Annotated in this window: 18 protein-coding genes; 8 read left to right on the top strand and 10 right to left on the bottom strand. The window is 40.5% G+C overall.

The window, feature by feature from the left end; genetic code table 11:
* From ACOVQQ_RS04645 to ACOVQQ_RS04620, 6 genes are all read left to right on the top strand, one after another.
* A partial coding sequence (locus tag ACOVQQ_RS04645) for an RluA family pseudouridine synthase (RefSeq protein ID WP_421817160.1) occupies nucleotides 1–929 on the top strand: 929 nt, incomplete at its 5' end.
* A 30-nt stretch (nucleotides 930–959) separates the two neighbouring features.
* The gene (gene murQ / locus ACOVQQ_RS04640) at nucleotides 960–1,784 is read left to right on the top strand and encodes an N-acetylmuramic acid 6-phosphate etherase (protein ID WP_421817159.1); all 825 of its coding nucleotides are present in this window, start codon (nucleotides 960–962) and stop codon (nucleotides 1,782–1,784) included.
* Nucleotides 1,771–1,986, top strand: a complete 216-nt coding sequence (locus ACOVQQ_RS04635) for a DUF6095 family protein (protein WP_421817158.1) — start codon at nucleotides 1,771–1,773, stop codon at nucleotides 1,984–1,986. The genes murQ and ACOVQQ_RS04635 overlap by 14 nt, the downstream gene beginning before the upstream one ends.
* A complete protein-coding gene (locus ACOVQQ_RS04630) occupies nucleotides 1,986–2,561 on the top strand; it encodes a DUF1572 family protein (protein ID WP_421817157.1) in 576 nt (191 codons plus the stop codon). The genes ACOVQQ_RS04635 and ACOVQQ_RS04630 overlap by 1 nt, the downstream gene beginning before the upstream one ends.
* On the top strand, nucleotides 2,551–2,931 hold the full coding sequence (locus ACOVQQ_RS04625; protein WP_421817156.1) for a DNA topoisomerase IV: 381 nt from the start codon (nucleotides 2,551–2,553) through the stop codon (nucleotides 2,929–2,931). The genes ACOVQQ_RS04630 and ACOVQQ_RS04625 overlap by 11 nt, the downstream gene beginning before the upstream one ends.
* Nucleotides 2,932–2,948: 17 nt before the next feature.
* Nucleotides 2,949–3,749: a TerC family protein gene (locus ACOVQQ_RS04620; RefSeq protein WP_298147224.1), complete on the top strand. Its 801-nt coding sequence runs from the start codon at nucleotides 2,949–2,951 to the stop codon at nucleotides 3,747–3,749.
* Between the two features lie 238 nt (nucleotides 3,750–3,987).
* On the opposite strand, the gene ACOVQQ_RS04615 is transcribed toward ACOVQQ_RS04620, so the two are convergent.
* Both ACOVQQ_RS04615 and ACOVQQ_RS04610 read right to left on the bottom strand, forming a co-directional pair.
* Entirely contained in the window at nucleotides 3,988–4,455 is a 468-nt protein-coding gene (locus ACOVQQ_RS04615; RefSeq protein ID WP_421817155.1) for an RES family NAD+ phosphorylase, read from the bottom strand.
* Entirely contained in the window at nucleotides 4,455–4,871 is a 417-nt protein-coding gene (locus tag ACOVQQ_RS04610) for an antitoxin Xre/MbcA/ParS toxin-binding domain-containing protein (RefSeq protein WP_094486949.1), read from the bottom strand. Before ACOVQQ_RS04610 ends, ACOVQQ_RS04615 begins: the two co-directional genes overlap by 1 nt.
* 195 nt (nucleotides 4,872–5,066) lie before the next feature.
* Here ACOVQQ_RS04610 and ACOVQQ_RS04605 point away from each other — a divergent pair, with 195 nt between their 5' ends.
* Nucleotides 5,067–6,536, top strand: a complete 1,470-nt coding sequence (locus ACOVQQ_RS04605) for an alkaline phosphatase PhoX (RefSeq protein ID WP_421817154.1) — start codon at nucleotides 5,067–5,069, stop codon at nucleotides 6,534–6,536.
* Nucleotides 6,537–6,693: 157 nt separating this feature from the next.
* Nucleotides 6,694–8,469 carry a cytochrome c peroxidase gene (locus ACOVQQ_RS04600; RefSeq protein ID WP_421817153.1) on the top strand — a complete coding sequence of 592 codons (1,776 nt, stop codon included), beginning with the start codon at nucleotides 6,694–6,696 and terminating at the stop codon, nucleotides 8,467–8,469.
* Between the two features lie 192 nt (nucleotides 8,470–8,661).
* Here the strand turns inward: ACOVQQ_RS04600 and ACOVQQ_RS04595 are convergent, their stop codons facing one another.
* The 8 genes from ACOVQQ_RS04595 to ACOVQQ_RS04560 all read right to left on the bottom strand — a co-directional run bounded on the left by ACOVQQ_RS04595 (nucleotide 8,662) and on the right by ACOVQQ_RS04560 (nucleotide 20,447).
* Complete coding sequence (locus tag ACOVQQ_RS04595; protein ID WP_421817152.1) at nucleotides 8,662–10,227, bottom strand: hypothetical protein; 1,566 nt, start codon at nucleotides 10,225–10,227, stop codon at nucleotides 8,662–8,664.
* 103 nt (nucleotides 10,228–10,330) lie between these two features.
* A complete protein-coding gene (locus ACOVQQ_RS04590; protein ID WP_421817151.1) occupies nucleotides 10,331–13,033 on the bottom strand; it encodes a DNA gyrase/topoisomerase IV subunit A in 2,703 nt (900 codons plus the stop codon).
* Nucleotides 13,034–13,074: 41 nt separating this feature from the next.
* Nucleotides 13,075–13,389, bottom strand: a complete 315-nt coding sequence (locus tag ACOVQQ_RS04585; protein WP_421817150.1) for a nucleotidyltransferase domain-containing protein — start codon at nucleotides 13,387–13,389, stop codon at nucleotides 13,075–13,077.
* 1 nt (nucleotide 13,390) lies between these two features.
* Nucleotides 13,391–13,798, bottom strand: coding sequence for a nucleotidyltransferase substrate binding protein (locus ACOVQQ_RS04580; protein ID WP_421817149.1), 408 nt, complete (start codon nucleotides 13,796–13,798; stop codon nucleotides 13,391–13,393).
* 43 nt (nucleotides 13,799–13,841) lie between these two features.
* Nucleotides 13,842–15,692 carry a DNA topoisomerase IV subunit B gene (locus ACOVQQ_RS04575; protein WP_094486956.1) on the bottom strand — a complete coding sequence of 617 codons (1,851 nt, stop codon included), beginning with the start codon at nucleotides 15,690–15,692 and terminating at the stop codon, nucleotides 13,842–13,844.
* A gap of 344 nt (nucleotides 15,693–16,036) precedes the next feature.
* Nucleotides 16,037–16,714 carry a hypothetical protein gene (locus ACOVQQ_RS04570; RefSeq protein ID WP_421817148.1) on the bottom strand — a complete coding sequence of 226 codons (678 nt, stop codon included), beginning with the start codon at nucleotides 16,712–16,714 and terminating at the stop codon, nucleotides 16,037–16,039.
* Nucleotides 16,715–16,866: 152 nt separating this feature from the next.
* On the bottom strand, nucleotides 16,867–17,838 hold the full coding sequence (locus ACOVQQ_RS04565) for a transglutaminase domain-containing protein (RefSeq protein ID WP_421817147.1): 972 nt from the start codon (nucleotides 17,836–17,838) through the stop codon (nucleotides 16,867–16,869).
* A 77-nt stretch (nucleotides 17,839–17,915) separates the two neighbouring features.
* A complete protein-coding gene (locus ACOVQQ_RS04560; RefSeq protein ID WP_421817146.1) occupies nucleotides 17,916–20,447 on the bottom strand; it encodes a DUF7619 domain-containing protein in 2,532 nt (843 codons plus the stop codon).
* Nucleotides 20,448–20,646: the final 199 nt, after the last annotated feature.

The raw sequence follows: 20,646 nt of genomic DNA, 5'->3' as shown, positions 1-20,646 counted from the left end.
AAGTCGTAGCCAATACGACCCGAAATAAAATTCAAAAAGCAGCCGATAACGGCGACATTTACGTAAACGATATTCCAGTAAAATCGAACTATCGCGTGAAACCATTTGATGTGGTTCGTATTTTATTACCACATCCGCCATTTGAAAACCGCATTGATCCAGAAGATATTCCGCTCGATATCGTTTACGAAGACGATGCGCTTTTACTTATTAATAAACCAGCGGGCTTGGTAGTTCATCCCGGACACGGAAACTATACCGGAACTCTAGTAAATGCCTTGGCTTTTCATTTTCAAAATTTGCCGCTCAACAGCAGCGAGCGTCCTGGACTCGTGCACCGAATCGATAAAGACACCAGCGGACTTCTAGTTATCGCCAAAACCGAAACAGCAATGACACATTTGGCCAAGCAGTTCGAAGCAAAAACCAGCGAGCGCGAATACATCGCTTTGGTTTGGGGAATCGTCAAGGAAGATGAAGGCACCATAGTTGGTAATATTGCGCGTCATCCGCGCGATCGCATGCAAATGTCGGTGTACGCCGATCCCGAAATAGGAAAACCAGCCATTACGCATTATAAAGTAATTGAACGTTTAACATACGTGACGTTAGTATCTTGTACACTCGAAACCGGTCGGACACACCAAATTCGAGTACACATGAAACATCTGGGACACACGCTGTTTAATGATGAGCGCTACGGCGGAAATCTCATCTTAAAAGGCACGACTTTTACAAAATACAAGCAGTTTGTCGATAATTGTTTTAAAATCTTACCACGACAAGCCTTACACGCGAAAACGCTCGGTTTTGTGCACCCAACCACTGGTGAAATGATGCGTTTCGACACCGAGTTACCTGAAGATATGCGTTTGTGTATTGAAAAGTGGCGCGGCTACGCTAAAAATCATATTGAAGTAGAAGATTAAAAAACAACTCCGACTCAAACAACTACCGTTATGGATTTCGATAAAGTAACCGAGCGATCCTCAAAATACTCCGACCTCGAAAAGAAGTCTGTTGCCGAGCTTTTGCAGATTATTAATGCGGAAGACCAATCGGTTCCAACCGCTGTTGCTAAAGCACTTCCACAAATTGAAAAGGTGGTCGACCAAATTGTTGCAAGTTTAAAAAACGGCGGTCGCTTGTTTTACATCGGTGCTGGAACATCCGGACGATTAGGTATTGTTGATGCCAGCGAATGTCCGCCCACGTTTGGTGTTCCGTTTGATTTAGTAAACGGCATTATTGCAGGCGGAGATCAAGCCATTCGCCGTGCAGTAGAAAACGCCGAAGACAATACCACTCAGGCATGGATCGATTTACAACGAGAAGGCGCTAAATCGGGTGATGTCGTAGTAGGAATTGCCGCTTCGGGAACCACACCTTATGTGATTGCGGGCTTGAAAACAGCTGCCGAAAACGCATTGGTAACGGCTTGCATCACTTGTAATGCGGGAAGTCCGTTAGCACGTGAAGCACAATTTCCGATCGAGGTGGTTGTCGGACCAGAAGTAGTTACCGGTAGCTCGCGCATGAAAGCTGGAACTGCACAAAAATTAGTGCTCAATATGTTGTCGACCACCAGCATGATTCAACTCGGACGTGTTCGCGGAAATAAAATGGTCGATATGCAATTAAGTAACGACAAACTCGTTGATCGCGGTACAAAAATGATTGTCGAAGAAACAGGTATTTCTTACAACGAAGCCAAAGATTTACTCTTAACCAAAGGCAGCGTGCGCAAAGCTGTTGATTATACCAAAGAAAATGGCAGTAAATAAAGAAATTCTTTACAAAGGAATCGGGAAACTCTTGTGGTCGCTTCCGTGCCTGTTCGTTGGTCCAACAGTTATTCACTTTTCGTTCAAAAATCAACAACAACCTCTGTTTCCCGTTATTTTAGCTGTGGGTTGCATCATTTGTGTTGTTGGAATGTTTCTTATTTTTAAAGGGGTTATGACCATCGTTAAAAGTTTAGACTGATGCAAACACTCGACACCCTTAAAAAGCAATTTCTCTATTACAAAACGCTGGCAGAGAAAGCAATGAACCAAATTCCCGAAACTGCTCTTTTCAGTTTACCTACACCCGAATCAAACAGCATTGCCATCATTGTACAGCATTTGTCGGGAAATATGAAATCACGGTTTACTGATTTTCTCGAGTCCGACGGCGAAAAACCGTGGCGCAACCGCGATGCCGAATTTGAATCGCAAATTACCTCGCCTTCCGAACTCTGGGAAGCGTGGAATCAAGGTTGGGATGTGTTTTTCAATACGTTAAACGCACTGTCAAGCGCCGACATGCAACGCATTGTGTACATCAGAAACGAAGGGCATACCGTCGAAGAAGCCTTGCTGAGACAACTTGCACATTATCCGTATCACATCGGGCAAATCGTCTTCCTATCAAAAATGCTATTCTCCGATTCTTGGCAAACGCTTTCCATCGCTAAAAACGCAAGTAAATCATACAACGACGAGAAGTTTGAACGCGAAAAAGCCATCAAACATTTCACCGATTCCGAAATAGAAAAACACAAAAAGAATGAAAACTAATTGTATTGTACTCCTTCTTATTCTTTGCCTGTTTAGCAGCTGTTACAACGCCGAACGCAATTGTTCCGACTTCAAAAACGGTAAATTTTCATTTACCTACGAAGAGAACGGAAAAAAGCAAACCACCGTTTTCGTGCGTAAAGACAGCATCGAAATCGAGACGTACAAGGGTAAAACGGATACTTCTACCGTGCGTTGGGTAAACGACTGCGAGTACATCCTGCAAAAGAAAAATCCGAAAAATCGCCAAGAACAAAAAGGCGTAGTCATTCGTATTCTTTCAACTACCAAAAATTCCTATACCTTTGAATTCGGTCTCGTAGGTAGCCAAAACAAGAGTATCGGAACCGCTATTTTACTTGATAACTAAAACTAAATTTTGCTTTAATGATTCTAGAATTACTTTCGAATCCGGCCGCATGGATTGCCCTGTTAACACTAACCTTTCTCGAAATCGTCCTCGGTATCGATAACATCATTTTCATCTCCATAACCACCGGAAAGTTACCTGCCGAGCAGCGTAAAAAAGCTACGAAAATCGGTATGTTTCTCGCCATGTTTATGCGTATCACCTTGTTGTTCGGAATCAGCTTTCTCATTGCCATGAAAGAGCCGTGGTTCACAATCAATACCGAACACATCAGCATGAGTATCACTGGCCAAAGCATCATTTTATTGCTCGGCGGACTCTTCCTGCTATATAAATCAACCAACGAAATTCGCGAAAAAGTAGATGAAAAGGGCGAGGAGGAAAAAGAGTTGAAAAAGTCGGCAGCCAAGTCGTTCGGCAACGTTATTTTTCAAATCATCATGATCGATATTGTGTTCTCGTTCGATTCAATTCTTACTGCCGTTGGTATGACAAACGGCGTCGAAGGGGCACTTTACATCATGGTAACCGCTGTAATAATCTCAGTTTTGGTCATGATGCAATTCGCAGTTCCCGTCGGAACTTTCGTCAACAAACATCCCTCGATCCAAATTTTGGCCTTGTCGTTTTTGGTGCTCATAGGTTTCATGCTCGTTACCGAAGCGGCACACTTAGCCAACGCCGAGTTTTTCGGAAGTCACGTAACACCAATTCCTAAAGGATACTTGTATTTTGCGATCGCATTTTCACTGCTCGTCGAGGTGCTTAACATGAAGATGAACCGCAGTAAAAAATCGGTTAGCAAAGACGAAGAATAGTTATTTGGGCATTCCGGCGCCAGACGTTAGGTGGAAATACGTAAAGCGCCGTCGGTATTTTCGCTCAAACAAGCAACTTCAAAAACCGTGGCAGTCTGTCAAGCAATCGGCTTCTTTTAGTCGCCGCTCGCTTTTCGGGCTGCCATCGGTTTTTGCAGCCACTCGTAACCGCTGCAATACCTAATGTGGCAATCGTTCGCCCTGTAACGAGCAATCCCGAAATACGTTTCCAGTTACGTTACTTATTCTCGTTCTTCGCTACAAATCGGTTATCGAAATCAAACGGCAATTGGCGCAATATTCGGCAACGCGTAGCAAAATCCGGATGTTTTGTGTCAATTAAGTAGTTGCATTCGTAAGGAACCACAGCCGAAGGTACTTGCAAAACCAAATCTTTTTTGGATTGATACCAGCGACTCCCGAGTTTTTGTAAATCGGCGTAAGCATCTACATGACGCCAATTTTCAGGTAGTTTTTTAGGATCTACTCTCGCAAAATCGGTTACATCTATGGCAATTTCTAAAACAACGTATTTTCCTGCTAGCGGTTTCAACGATGTTCCCGCCAGTAGTTCTAATGCGGCTAACGAAATATGCGAAGCGCCGTATAAAACAAATTCATCTTGTCGGTTCCATCTGTTGGCACGACCCGAAGCCTCTAAAGTGCCCGCGTACTTCTCTAAACGAATGTTGTAAACCGTAATCATTACGCATTTTCGCCAAAGGCAAGCGCTGTGAGTTTGTTATCGATAAGGCGAATGCCATTAACAGTGTTCAAGAACTGCTGCGGTGCCACTCCACCCAAGCTAATGTTAGGTGCAGCCAACCAAGATTCGAAGGTTTTTACATCTCCAAAAAGTTCTTCGCCGTGTTTGTAAAGTAAGAGTAACATAACGATTTGTTCTTTGGTGTTGGCTTTTAATTTTAAATCTCGATTTTTACGATAGGTTCGAATGGTTTTTGGCGTAATGCTCAACCAATAAGCCAGCGTATCCTCAGTTAAGCTAACTAAATTGTATAAACGTTCCATGAAATTAAAATCGGGCAGGCGTGTTTGCATATAATTGTAAACGGCTGCCGGTTCATGTACTTCTAAACCACTATCTTCCAAACGTTCTTCCATACCCAAAAGTACAATTTATTTTTTGGATTAGTACTTTTTACCTCATTTTTTTCTTCTCCATCTTCTTAACTCTTTCATTACATCTTAACCTTATCCAAATATAAAAGTGGTGTTTTCTTAAACTTTTTAAAATATCGCGCTAACTCCCGCCCACAATCCGCGAAGTAGTTTTGCTGCAAACATTCAAATAAGTCTATGAAAACAGTAAAAATTACAAGTCTTGCCCTACTTACAGGTCTGGCTATTACGTCTTGTCAAGATGATGACAACGGTAAATCGGTTAACAGAAAAATTGATTTCAGCTACGAATCTACCACGCCACCATTGGTTACTGCAATGCCCGGATTCGAAAATCTGGAAATTACTTCGCTGATTTCCAGTACAGATCAATTAGCACAATCACCAACGTTTGTGTATGGTGCACAACCCGACGGTGCTGGTTTTATGAAAGACCCAAACGGAACGGGGTACTTAATGATTACAAACCACGAAATTTTGAAATCGGTTTCGCGCGTTACCTTCGACGAAACTTTGAAGCCCGTAAAAGGCGAATACATTGTTGATGGCGTTGGCGGAATTACGCGCTTGTGTTCGGCAACTTTGGCTACTCCAGAATTGCACGGTTTCGGTCCCATTTTCTTAACCGCTGGAGAAAGCGGCGAAGAATCGTTAGTACACGGAATCAATCCTTTTAGTCCATCGAGCGAGAAAAGTCGTCAAGACCGTGTTTTACCTGCTTTAGGACGTGCTTCTATGGAAAACGCCGTGCCGTTAACCAAACGTGCCTATCCGAATAAAACCGTGATTGTCATCGGCGAAGATCAGTCGTACGGAACAAACCACGCTTCGGCAGGTCAGGTGATCATGTATGTTTCTAACACAGTGGGCGATTTAGTAAACGGAAAATTGTACGCCTTGAAAAGAAACGACGGCAACCAAGTGGAAATGTCGATGACTGTAGGAAATTCGTACGATGTAAGCTTCGTGGAAATTCCAAACGCACGTACGTTAACGGGTGCACAAATTAACACCAAGGTAAACGAGTTGGGCGCCATTCGTTTTTCTCGTGTGGAAGACGTTGATTACCGCAAAGGAAGTGCGAAGAACAACCGCGAAATTTATTTCACCGCAACCGGACAAGCCAGTGGCGGAAATCCAGTTGAAGGATACACCATGTGGGGACGTGTGTATAAAATCGTTTTGAATGACAACGATCCGTTAAAAGGTAAGCTAGAATTGGTTGTGGAAGGCGATAGCACGCCGGGCACTGGCATCATCAATCCAGATAACATTTGCGTTACCGAGAACTATGTTTACATCCAAGAAGATGGCGACAGTTTTTACGCTGCAGCTCAGCACGATTCGTACATCTGGCAATACAACATCAGAACAAAAAATAACAAACCTTGGTTAACCATGAATCATAAGCGTACCGACGCTGCTTGGAACGCCACCTACAACCAATCGGGCGAAATGCGTTTCGGTTCGTGGGAATACGGTGCGATGGAAGACATTAGCGATGTTATTGGTGTGCCAAATACATTTTTGGTAAACATTCACCCACACACTTGGCAAAAAGATGCGTTTTTGAACGCCGATGGCAGCGGAACGAACACCAATAAAGAAGGTGGACAAACCGTGATCATCCGAAATGTGGAATATTAGTAGGAACTTGTTGTGAAAAAAAGGCGGACGACTTGTAAAAAGTGGTCCGCTTTTGCATTTAATCGGATGCTGCTTGAAAAGTATACAACAAATGTTAAATGGACTTACAAGCAGGTTCCGATTACTTAGATTTTCAAACGTATTTTCAATTTTAAATATGAAAAAGACAGCTGTACTTTTTTTGAAGTATTTATCGCTTTTCTTGCTCGTAATGAGTATGAGTTGTGAGAAGTCGGAACCGCAAAACAACGCCGAATTGGTTGCTCAACTGACGCAATTGATCGAGGCCAACCAGCGATTTCTACAATTGGTCGAGACTGCAAATAGCAGCAGTAAAGAGTTTCAAGCCCAGTTTAAAGAAAACCGATTGCTCTATAAAAAAGTGGAGTGGGCGGTTGAGTATTTTGCTCCCGATACGGCGCGATTTATAAACGGGCCCGCTCTCGACGAACTTGAAGTAGAAGAAAATAAGTTTTTACCACCCAACGGTTTTCAAGTAATTGAGGAATTGATTTTTCCGCAGTATTTGCCTGAGAACAGAAAAGCCCTGATTGCCGAATTAAAAATCCTGAACGGAAATTTATTGCAATTGAAGCGACAGTTTGAACAAATTCCGATTACGAAAGAGCAGTTGTTTGATGCGCACCAATTAAATGTAAATCGGTTGATTGCCCTGGGTATTACGGGATTCGATTCACCTATTGCACAGCACTCGATTCCCGAAGCAGCGGCTACTCTAGAATCGTTTTTGGTTTTAAAACAACAGTTCGATTCGCCTACGTTTACTGTGTTGGAAAAGAAGGTGCGTGCATCGCAGAATTATTGTCGTGCGAACAACGATTTTAACTCCTTTGATCGCGCCGATTTCATACTGCGTTTTGTACAACCGCTTGGTGTTTTATTGCAGCAATTAAAGACAGAGCACCGCATTGCCAATATCGATAGAAACGCTGCTGTAAATCAATCGGTAGCGAGTTTTCTGGCACCAAACGCGTTCAATGTTGATGCGTTTATTCCGGATTTACAAAATAAGTACAGCGAAGCGAAGGCACAGTTGGGCGAAGCATTGTTTTACGATACCGATCTTGCCGGAAACGGAAATCGAAATTGCGCTTCGTGCCACCAGCCTGAACGCGCTTTTACCGACGGTTTGAAAACAAATGTAAGTTTGCACGGTAAATCGCTGCCAAGAAATACACCGACATTGACTTACGCAGCATTACAAAATGCACAGTTTTGGGATTTGCGTCAGAGCGATTTGGAAAAACAAAGCAAAGATGTCATTACCAATAAAGACGAAATGCACGGCGATTTAGCTGTATTTTCGAAGAAGGTAAATGCTTCGAAAAAGTATGCAAAGCTTATTAGGGCGGCATTTCCGAAGGAAGAACAACTAGATCCAACCAAAATACAAATGGCACTTGCGAGTTACGTACGCAGTTTAACTGCTTTTAACAGTGCTTTCGACAGATATTTTCAAGGCGAAACGACTGCCATGAATGCCGAGGAACGCGCCGGGTTTAATGTCTTTGCAGGAAAGGCAAAATGTGCGACTTGTCATTTCATTCCGGTTTTTAACGGAACGGCGCCTCCTGTGTTTGCTAAAACCGAGCAGGAAGTTATTGGTACTCCGGCCACAGCAGACAACAAACAATTGAGTCCGGATTTAGGCAGATACGCCATACATCAGTTACCGCAACTCCGAAATGCGTTTAAAACGCCAACACTTCGCAATGTTGCTAAAACGGCGCCGTACATGCACAACGGTGTTTATAACAGTTTAGAGCAAGTGGTTGACTTTTACAATCGGGGCGGTGGAGCAGGAGTGGGTTTGAAAGTAGATAACCAAACGCTGCCGCCGGATCCATTAAACTTAACGACACAGGAGCAAAAGCAGTTAGTAGCTTTTTTAAAAACGTTGAACGATCAGTAGTGTTTGAACGATACGTTTGTGCACACAGTTCCTAGCCCCGACTGCAGCGGCTAGCCCACAAAAAAAATACGGTATTGTGAAACGGTAATCGGGTGGCGACCAAAGAAGCTACGCGGAGACCGTTTGAACAAACCGTATTTTTTGAGGACTAGTAGCGAAAGGCGGGATTAGCTACTGATTACAACAAGTAGTCTATTCTTTTAGCGTAACCTTGAGCAGACGTTTTTTCTTGCCTTTAGCACCTATAAAATAAACTGCTTTTTTTGTAGCGAAGCCGTTAGAAACCATAAATGGAACTTCTCCAACCTTATCATCGACAAGCTCTTGATAATCGAAGTCGCCATTTTCATCGATTCGAATGCCATTCAAATTTGCTCTTTTACGCGATGCTTGAACGAAGCCGATTCGATTGTTAGATAATTTTTTGACCTTTTCGCCGCAATTTATAAAGAGATACATGTTTTTTTCAGCTCCTAAAGAGGTATATGAAGCGTACGGGTCAAAATAATCGATACTTACTTCAGCTTTATTTATATTTCGTGACCACTGCAAATCTCCAGTTGCGCTCAACTTTACACAAACGATATCGTTTTTGTGGTAATTAGTTACTTGAGATGTGCCTCCATTAGGTCTGAAATAAGTGTGTTCTGTCGTGAAAGATTCTTCGGCATTAAAAATTATTTCATTTTTATCCGTGGTGATAATGCTTCTAAACGATAAATAGCGGAGTTCTTTATTTTTGTTTTTTCCGTATTTATCAATCATGAATTGTTCTGAAAAGGGGTTATACTTTTCGGTATTGATTTTTAGAGTCGAAGGATCTATATCAAAATAGCAAACTCCCTTGTAACGTTTGTCGCTTTTTTCTGAATAGAACCCAACGCAAACTAATCGGTTGTTAAAAAGAACAGTTTTCAGTGAGCTAGCATACTTGTCATTTGAGTCGAATACTTTAGATTTTAAACCTTTAGAATCAATTCGAATCAATTCGTACATGTATTTTCCGCCCTCTTCCTTTGCCTTAGTTTCTTTCGTAGATACTTTACCCAGTAAATACAGCGTTGAGCCATCTTCGGACACTTCAAATTGAGAAACATTAAAATTGCGATCCTTGATATCTTTGGTAAACGTATAGTCGATTTTAAGATTAAGCGATTTATCAAACAAGTATAATTGATGCGTTTCTTGGTTTTTACCTTGATTGAGGTCGATGGCTATTAAAAAAGCCGATTTATCTTCACTTTCGATTAACAGTGCTCCATTATCACCATCTCCTCTAGACCCGAAAAAGCCAGTATTCGTAATGTCTTTGTATGGAACTGTAGCGAGCTGCTTTCGTTCAAATTTAAATGTATTAACGTTAGCACTATTCGCTGAAATAACGTAGGAACTTTTTGCTTTGTCGTAGTAAAATTCGATGATGTGGAGTTTGTCACCGTCGACGATAAAGTCTAACGTCGGATCTCCATCTTTCATTTCCATGTCTGAAAAGTTGTAATCAAATTCTCGAATTAATTCTAGATTTTGGTTGTAATATTCGATATAGTACCCTCGCATTGTTCGACCAATAAGACCTCCATAATAACTGCGAATTATGACTACCTCGCCATCGCCGTTTTCAATAACTTTGGTAAGGCGTGTATTTTTCTTTTCATCCTTAAATATCGGACCAAGTTTTGTTTTTAATCCAAGGTCTTGCGCATGGCACAAAAAAGTACTGCTCAAGAGCAGCATCCAGAAAATAAACAGTTTTTTCATCGTTTTGTTTTAGTTGGTTTTGTTTTTTTGAAGATTTAAAAAATCAAAGCACAATCGTATTAGGATTGTGCTTTGCGAATTTGCAAAAAAATCTTTAAAAACGTTATTCCAATTGCAAAGTTATTTGTCCGTCTTCTTCTAAATCCGTTTTAATATCTTCCGAGAATAAATCTTCTTCTCCGGTTTTCACTTCTTCTTCAGGTTCGGGTTCGTACGGTAAAGGTTCGAGTAAGTTTACTTGTTTGATTTTATCGCTGGTGAGCTGATTACCAAGGGCTTTGAATCCTTTTATCGATATAAATTCTTCGAAATTCAACATAATCGGTTCTTTTTGAACACCTTTTACTTTTGCGAAAAGCACTTCGGCCATCGGGCGCCAATCGGTTGCTACCAACTCCAGTTGCGAATTCGGATGATCGCTGATAAAACTGTCTTCTTTACTCTCGGTTTCAACTAAAAAGCGCTTCACAAAATACTTACTTTTTTCGCCGTCGAAATAAATCGCCGAGATGGGTTTCTTAGGAATCCATTTCTCCAACACAATCATATCTTCTTCAAAATGCGTGGTTAATTCGGGCGTAATCACCTTTAATTTTCCACTTTGCGTTATGATTAAGATTTTATCGTTCGGACGGAATTCGCCTAATAATTCACCGCGACCGTCGACGTTTAGTCGTTGCACCGATTCGTCGAACCAGATTTTACGCGGACGCAAGGTTGAAATTCCCTTTTCTTTGAGTTCAATTTTTTTGATCGGATATTTTGTTACTGTATTTCCGCGCGATGCACGACCTTTAATGGCAATCGTTGCAAAATCTAGGTCGAACTTCAATTTTTTGATACTGCCCACTTGACGTAGCAAAACAGTAACCACTTCGGCTTCGCCATTCGGATTTGCCGAGAAATACAAGACTTGCGATCCGGGCTTTTCTTGCGTTAAATCGTAGTTTTTATCGCGCGTTACGCCCGAAACATTGAAACGTTTCACAAAGGCCGAGCCCGATTTACCATCGCGATAAATCAAGTTATAAATCGTTCGTTTGTCGTTTTTATCAAACACACTTATGTGAATGATGTCTTTACCAACAAATTTCTTTTCGTCGACTTTAGTGACCAGCATTTTCCCGTCGCGCAAGAAAACAATTACGTCGTCGATATCCGAACAATCGCCAACGTATTCGTCTTTTCTCAATCCGGTTCCGATAAATCCTTCCTCGCGATTGACATACAATTTGGTATTTCGCAAAACTACTTTTGTGGCTTCAATAGTATCGAAATTGCGCAATTCGGTTTGGCGTTCGCGACCTTTTCCGAATTTTTCTTTTAATCGGGTAAAAAAAGCGATGGCGAAATCGATAATGTGTTCCAAATCGTATTTGACTTGTTCCATTTCGGCTTCAAGCTTCGCGATAAGTTCGTCGGCTTTGTCTGAATCGAAACGGGTAATACGAATCATCGGAATTTGCGTTAGTTTTTGCAAATCATCATCGTTTATGTCGCGTACCAACATATTTCGAAACGGTTCGAAGCGTTTATACATATATTGGTATAGCGATTCGCGGTCTTGGTACAATTTGAAATCAATGTACATTTCTTCGCGAATGAAGATTTTCTCTAAAGTAGAGAAATGCCATTTTTGTTCGAGTTCGTCGAGTTGTATTTCGAGTTCGCGTTTCAGCAAATCGACTGTTCGCGCAGTTGATACGCGTAACATTTCCGAAACGCCTACAAAAAGTGGTTTGTTGTCTCTAATAACGCAACCCAAAGGCGCAACCGAAGTTTCACAGGCCGTAAAGGCATACAGCGCGTCGATGGTTTTGTCTGGCGACACTCCCGGCGGTAGATGAATTAGAATTTCGACTTCGGCAGCCGTATTGTCTTCGATTTTCTTAACCTTGATTTTACCTTTTTCGTTGGCTTTAAGGATGCTATCGATTAAGGTAGAGGTATTTGTGGAAAACGGAATTTGTGTAATTACGAGTGTTTGCTTGTCGAGCTGACTAATTTTGGCACGTACACGCACACGTCCGCCGCGCATACCGTCGTTGTAATTGGAAACGTCGGCAATTCCCGCTGTCGGAAAATCGGGGAAGAGGGTAAACGGTTTTCCTTTGAGGATTTTTATCGAAGCATCGATTAACTCGTTGAAATTATGCGGAAGCACTTTCGTGGAAAGACCTACGGCAATACCTTCGGCTCCTTGTGCGAGCAGTAACGGGAACTTTACGGGTAAATTTACCGGTTCGTTTTTACGTCCGTCGTACGACAATTGCCATTGGGTGATTTTTGGCGAGTACAGAATTTCGTGTCCGAGCTTTGAAATACGCGCTTCGATGTATCGCGATGCTGCGGCGCCGTCGCCGGTGAGGATGTTTCCCCAGTTTCCTTGCATGTCGATCAATAAATCACGCTGACCAATTTGTACGATGGCATCGCCAATACTTGCATCGCCATGCGGATGGTATTGCATGGTATGTCCAACAATGTTTGCTACTTTGTTGTAGCGCCCGTCGTCGAGTTCTTTCATCGAATGCATGATACGGCGCTGAACGGGCTTAAAACCGTCTTCAATGGCCGGCACCGCGCGTTCGAGAATTACGTAAGAAGCGTAATCCAAGAACCAGTCTTTATACATGCCGGTGACTTTGGTAATCGTGTCTTCCGGATTTTCGTTGTTTTCGTAAAAATGAGGACTTACAGCTGGGCGAATATCTTCAAAACCAGTATTTTCATTGGTTTCGAATTCATTTCCAGCTGATTCGTTTGATTCAGATCCTAGGTTATTTTCTTCTTCTTCGTCTTTCATTTTTTAAATGTGCTTTATTCAAGCTAGTTAACAATCAAAGCTTATTTTGCTTTTGGCATTTCACGCTGATAAAATACCTTTCCAACTCTTTTGATGTGATCTTTTAAACTGTCTGATTGTAATTCATCAAATAAAGAGATATCTACCAAATAAGGAATTTTACTTTCTTCGATGTTGGTTTTTATTTCAAATAATTCGCGATAATCTAAATTCCCAAAAACGGTCATATCAATATCAGAACCTTCACGACAGTTGCCGAGTACTCGCGAACCATAAATTACAACTTTTTCAATGCCATCATGACTTTTAAAAATCGATGTAAGTACTTGAAATGAAGTAGGATACAAGCCAAACATATTATAAAAATGTTTTCATTTTCAAATAAAAGTCCTTTAATAGAGGAAAGTAAATATCACGAATATTTTTAAATTCTCGTTCTAAAATCAACTCTTGGTACGTGTGTACTGTCAGGTTTCGAGTCTCCAACATATTCATCCACTCTTCTCCTGAACTAATTAAGCCTTTATTGAATGCTTCTCGGGTTGCACTTCTAGAACCAATAATATCTCGGATGCCTTCATGAGTCAGAAAATCTTTCATAACCTTCCAAGCCAATTCATGCGTAAATTCAAAACGTTTAATAATACCTTCCTTAATCAAATTTTCGGTTGTGTTACCATAGTTTTCAATAGCCGACTCGAATTGCCGAAATGCGTCTTCATAATTTTGAAATCGCTGTATCCATCTTATGTCTCGATTTTCCATGGAAAGGTACTTTTACAGTAAATCAAATTCGTCTATTTTTTGTCTATTCCACCACATCCAACTCAACCTTCAAATTATTGATGATAAATTCTTGTCGATCGGGTGTGTTTTTTCCCATATAGAATTCCAATAAAGTTTCGATGGTCGTTGCTTTGTCTAACATTACCGGATCTAAACGAATATCTTGACCAATAAAATGTTTGAACTCGTCTGGCGAGATTTCCCCCAATCCTTTGAATCGAGTAATTTCAGGCTTTGGTTTCAACTTTTCAATGGCATCGATGCGTTCTTGATCCGAATAACAATAAATCGTTTCTTTTTTATTTCGCACCCGAAACAACGGCGTTTGCAAAATATACAAATGCCCTTCCTTGATTAATTCTGGAAAAAACTGCAAAAAGAAGGTAATCAACAGCAAGCGAATGTGCATGCCATCCACGTCGGCATCGGTGGCAATTACAATGTTGTTATAACGCAAATTTTCGTAATCTTCTTCAATATCCAGCGCCGCTTGCAGTAGGTTAAATTCCTCGTTTTCGTACACAATCTTTTTGGTCATGCCGTACGAGTTTAAAGGCTTTCCTCGCAAGCTAAAAACGGCCTGTGTATTCACATCGCGACTTTTAGTTATCGAACCCGAAGCAGAATCTCCCTCGGTAATAAACAACGTACTTTCCAAGCACCGCGGATTTTTCGTATCGGTTAAGTGCACTCGGCAATCGCGTAATTTTTTATTGTGTAACGATGCTTTCTTAGCGCGCTCTTTGGCGAGTTTCCGAATGCCGCTCAATTCCTTGCGCTCGCGTTCGGCTTGTAAGATTTTACGCAGTAAGGCGTCGGCAACTTCCGGATTTTTATGTAAAAAGTTGTCGAGTTTCGTTTTAATGAAATCGTTCACAAAACTGCGAACCGACGGCCCATTCGGACCAATATCCGTGCTTCCGAGCTTGGTTTTGGTTTGCGATTCAAAAACGGGTTCTTCAACTTTGATGGAAATGGCCGAAACAATCGATTTTCGTATGTCCGAAGCTTCAAAATTCTTGTTGTAAAACTCTTTGATGGTTTTTACAATGGCTTCGCGAAAAGCACCCAAATGCGTACCTCCTTGCGTCGTGTTTTGTCCGTTTACAAACGAGTGATATTCTTCCGAATACTGCGTTTTCGAATGCGTTACAGCCACTTCAATATCATCGCCTTGCAAATGAATGATCGGATATACCTGATCTTCTTCGCCAATAGCTTCTTCCAAAAGATCTTTTAGTCCGTTTTCCGAAACAAATTTCTCACCGTTAAAGTAAATAGTGAGTCCGGTGTTGAGGTAGCAATAATTGCGCAACATCCGAACAATATACTCGTGGCGGTATTTGTAGTTTTTAAAGATGGTTTCGTCGGCAACAAACGATACTTTAGTTCCTTTGCGTTTGGTGGTTTCTTGCAATTCTTCTTCTAAAACCAAATTTCCTGCAGAGAATTCCGCTGCTTTTTGTTGGTTGTCGCGAACCGATTCTACACGAAAATAATTCGATAAGGCGTTTACCGCTTTGGTACCCACACCGTTCAAACCAACCGATTTTTTAAACGCTTTCGAATCGTACTTACCGCCGGTATTCATCTTCGAAACCACGTCGACAACCTTTCCGAGAGGTATACCGCGACCGTAATCACGCACAGTTACCTGTTTGTCGCGCACCGTTACCTCAATGGTTTTTCCGGCGCCCATCACAAACTCGTCTATACAGTTGTCGATCACCTCTTTAAGTAAGATGTAAATCCCATCGTCGGGCGAGGATCCGTCGCCTAATTTTCCAATATACATCCCCGGACGCATTCGAATGTGTTCCTTCCAATCGAGCGAGCGTATATTGTCTTCGTTATAAAGCGTAGATTCTGACATGTGTTACTTCTGATAGATAGCTAATATACTAGAAAGCCTTGCTAAATTTTATCTCAAAATTCAGAAGTTATTAATAACGATATTGACAGTAATTGAGGTTTTTTGGGCAGCTGCCGTCGACGTTCGTGCGTCATCGAAAGAAGTTGATTCCCGCCGGCACCCGGCTTTCCGCGATAAGCCTTTTCCGCCTCCGTCTCAAAACAAATCACCGATAACGGGCTTCCGCTGGTCGCCGCTTTCGGTGTTGTTTTGTAGCCGTTTTCGTTAAGTCTTTCTGCTGCAATCCGTGCTGCGGAAGATGTAGTATGAAACTGCAATTCATTTATACCTCTCAATAGAATAGGTCAGAATTGGATAATTTTTGATTTAGCGCTTTCGTCTAAGGAAGTGTAAAATACAGTATCAATAAAGTATAAGAGGCCTTGCTGCGTGAGAACATTTTCATCGTGTAGATCTTCTAGGAGAATTTGAAGATCAATGTGCAAGTAGTCGTTGTTTTTGATTTTTTTGAATCCGTTATGTTCAAGAAATGTCCTAACATTATCTAATTCTGTGGGTTCAGAACTCTGCACAAAATTTTGCTTTACGACAGCGTATAAAATCTGTTTGTGTTTAAGGAAGCCCTGTAATTCATATGCAGTATCAGCAAAAAAGTAATTGTGTAAAAGGAGGTTTAATAGATATTCAAACCAAGAATTATAATAAATGGCATCATTAGCTTTCAAGACAAAATTTGGTGGTTCTAAATAAACTTTTTGTTCGGCTCCTTCGGCAACATAGGTTGACAAATCAACCTCGACCCATAGACCATGAGAAGTTACGAATCTTTCAATATGCGTTGCTTCTTCAGCTTTGATTTGCTTTGAGACTTGATCAATTCTACTTGAGCTTTTGCAATTTCTAAGGTAGTTGGCAATTGTTTGGATAATTGTTCCATGCCTAACCTCGATCTTTCCTGAAATGATATTTTCAATTTCATGATTTAAATTAACGTGCATTCGACAGGTGTGTGCTGGCTTCATCAAAAATAACAAAAGTTTTGTACAAACCTAAATAGTTTGGTTTTCTTTATTCTAACTTATCAAAGAACAAAATGTTGATTCCTCCACTATAATTTCAGCGGCAACTGTCTTGTTTGTCACAGCTTGACTAGAGGTTTGAAGTAAATTACGTGTTAATTTTTAATCCGCCAACTCACCACAGATCTACCGTTAATATACAAAGTGGCGTAGCCGCCTGTGGGTGTTTGTGGCAACGTAACTGTGGCGTAATCGTCGAAATAAGTGAGTTCTAGTGGTATAAATTCGTTACCCATCGAGTAGCGTAAACCCACTTTAGCGTTTTCGGGTAAGAAATTTAAACGTAAAAGAATATCGTTTGCCCGTGGTTTTAAAAATGCGGTAATTGGCGTTTCTAAATCGAAATTCGCGAGCAGATACGAGCCATAATACAGCGGTAAATCAGCAAATTCCCTAGCAGTCATTCCCGTTTCTCGTTCCGCTTCTGCAGTAGCAAAATGCGTGTAGGCAAACAATTCTGCTGGAGTACAAAAATACGCCGGATTAAAGCGAAACTCAAACTTTGGTTTTTCCCCGGTTATAATCCCTGCTGCCCAAGTTACGTCAACCAATTCCCACTTATCGTTTATATAAATCTTGTTCCAAACATGATCTTCGTCTTCGGGAAGTTTTCCAATATGAGTTAACATCGATTTCGAAGCGCCGGGTATCATTTTCGCCGGTATGCCCAACTGATCACAAACTTCATAAAACAAGCTACTGTATCCTTGGCAAACCCCTTTTTTTGATTTTAATGTTTGAACAGCATCGGCGGTGATTCGTTCGCGCTGCTTTTGTAATTTCTCGGCTTCCGTACGAAAAGAGAAGCTAGCCGGAGCTTTTTGCTTTACTGTTCGCATCAAGTTTAAATCGTAGGCAACATTTTTAGAAATCCATGTAAACGCAGCTCGTGCTTGAAGTTCTGGAATCTTATAATCGCTTTGAATCCGCTCAGCGAAAGCTTTAACCGATGAAAACGATTTGGGATAATTGGCAACACGAGTGTCGACTTCTGCATATAAACTGTCGGCGCTTTGTCCAAAACTTAAAACACTAGTCAGTAAAAAGAAATAGAAGAGCTTTTTCATGCCACTTAGGCGGCAAAAATCTTGCCGAATTAGATTAAGTTTTTTGCAAAAAAACGCTCACTTTCTTTATCGTATATCTATTGCTTTACAAATTTTAAGTTAACAGTCTGTGAGGCAGCTTTTGCACTCAAAATGTACGATCCCGCAGTAAGTGCTGAGGTATTAATTTCTCGTAAGTTGTTTCCACTTACCTTCAAAACTTCTTGTCCGAGCATGTTAAAAATCGATACGGTATCTATTTGCAACGAATCGGCTTTTAGGGAAAGTGTATTCGAAGTCGGATTTGGATAAAGAGAAATAGCCTCCAATTCTTGCGGATTAGAAACGCTGAGCGTAGTAAATGTAGAACTTGCCGTGTTTGTAATTACCGGCGGATTGTAATTGAAATAAATTCCGGCTGTATTGCTCACGGTGTCGCCCAGAACTAAATCGGCTTTGGTTTTAATTTTAAAAACAACATAACCATCGTTATTCGCATCATCAAAAGGCAACATGATGTTATTGAAAACGAACTCAACTTTATTTCCAGTAACTCGCGTAAAGAAATTATGACTGGCAGTGATCGGTTCTAAAGTTGAAAGATCGAACTTCGTTGTATCGATAAAATCTTCAACAATAACATTTTGAGCAAAATACGTTCCCAAATTTTCGAAACGAATTTTGTAGTGAATGTATTTGCCAATCATTGCCGGATTGATAATTTCTCCTTCTAAACAGGTTTTGTCGTTCGGATCAAAAGCATCGACCACGGTTTGGTTTAAAATAGCAGTATTATTTTCGGGCGTTTCGTCTTGTTCGAGGTTTGCGGTTACGTTAAAATACAGAACGTCGTTCATGACCAAAGGAGGCGTGTCAAGCGGTGAGTTTAAGTTAAAAATGATGTCGTAACTGCGCGAAGCAAGCGGTGCTAAGTTCGAAAATTCCCAGTTTAAGGCATTCGTTGTTTGGGAAGTTGAGCTTGGATTTGTGGAAATTAAATCAATTAAACTATCGGGATAGGTGAGTGCTAATGTTCCAGATTCGATTTGATTTCCGTTGTTTTTGAGTACTATTTTATAGTAGGCATCAAACCCAGGAATGGCAACGTTTATTGGTATTAGGGTTACTTCTAAATCGTGATGTTCACCAACGGGAGTGACGCAGAAATCGGTATGAACTGTATAATCGGTTCCTGGGAAAGTTACAGTAGCCGTTGGTGGCGTTACCGAAAAATAATCGGGGTTCGGTAAATTAGGATTTATATTATAGGTACCTGCTTGCACAGGAATTGAGAAGTTCCCCGTATTATTGGTATAAATTGTTCCCGAATTATTAGCAGTACTGATTTGGAATTCCACCCATGGAAAACCGGTATCGCTGTCTTCACAACCGTTTAGATTACTGTCGAGAGTAGTAGAAGCGGTAATGTCGTAAAACGCACCGGGTGTGTAACTGCAAAGAGAATTGATATTGATGGAATTGTTGTCTTGCAATAGTTCAAGAATTGGCTCCAGCTCTTCTTCGTCAACGCATATATATACTAAGTTTGGGTTATTTATTATAGTCCAGGTAAAATCAAAATCCGAAAGAAAATCAGTTTTATTATTTTTTAAATTTATAGACTGTAAGAAAGGATTATTTGAAAGATTTAGCACTAATGGAAAGCTAGATTCAACAACTTCTTCATTTTGTGTAATTTCTGAAAAATCTATCTCAACCAAACTAGTGTTTATTGCTGAGAAAGTAGTTAAAGTTCCAGCAAGCTGTAAATTTAAGATCGTTGAATCCTCAAGATATAAGGCTAAAGGCTCTACGTCAGATTTATATGAAAGCTGCTCTAAATCGACGTTGGTTAACTTTAAAGAAATCGGATTCCAACTTGGCAATTTCAGATAAGACAAAGGAGAATTAATAGTCATGTAATCAACAAATGAATTTTCATTAAATTCCAAAACTGTTAATAATGGTGAGTCAACAAGAAAGTTGACGCAGTACAGAAGGTTATCTAAGTCAAGGTCAGATATCGGATTGTCTTGAACATCAAAATCTTGAAAATAGGATGCGCCAACTGTAAGCGCACTCAAATTATTGCCCTTTGCATATAGACTTCCTACAAACTCATAATTAAGACTTAAAGATAGATTCGTTAAACTATTATTTTCAATATTTAATTCTTCGTATATCTCGGTGTTGGTTAAGTCTAGAGTTGTCAGTTGATTATTTTTGCAATCAAGACGCAATTTGCCTGAAAGTTGCATACTACTTATTTCGTTATTACTACAATTTAGAATGTAGTCAGATTCGAAATCTTTAAGAAATGTAATGCTTGAAATTTGATTTGAAGAACAATCTAGGTTCCTTAAATTGTTAAAAAAAGCTATCTCATTTACAGACGATATGTTAGAAGCGCTTACGTTTAAAAAATATACGTTAAGTGCTTCCTCAATTTCTATTTCACCATTCTCGTTTAAGTCTACTTTTATGGATTGATTTTCTAAGTTTTTCGCAATGAAATTGGTTTCATCAGCTTCTAGTAACTTAGCCTTAAAGTTCGGATCCGCAAACTCAATAATTTGTCCCGTACTTACCTGAAAAACCGTTAAAAACAAAAGGATAACAAGCAACCGCATAACAATAAATTTTGTTAAAAATAACAAAATAAATAGCATGCTAACGAAAATCAGTTAACGGTTAGTGTTAAATTACTATAACTAGTGAGAAACTAGTTTAAAAGCGGTAAAAATTCGAAATCAGTAAAGCTCTGTTTGCACGCTTTACACGTTAAATCTGAAGTGCATTACATCGCCATCTTTAACAATGTATTCCTTG

Source organism: Flavobacterium sp., assembly GCF_049240005.1.
Classification (GTDB): Bacteria; Bacteroidota; Bacteroidia; order Flavobacteriales; family Flavobacteriaceae; genus Flavobacterium.
Note: the sequence above shows the minus strand (reverse complement) of the source record. Positions and strands in the feature narration are given on the sequence as shown.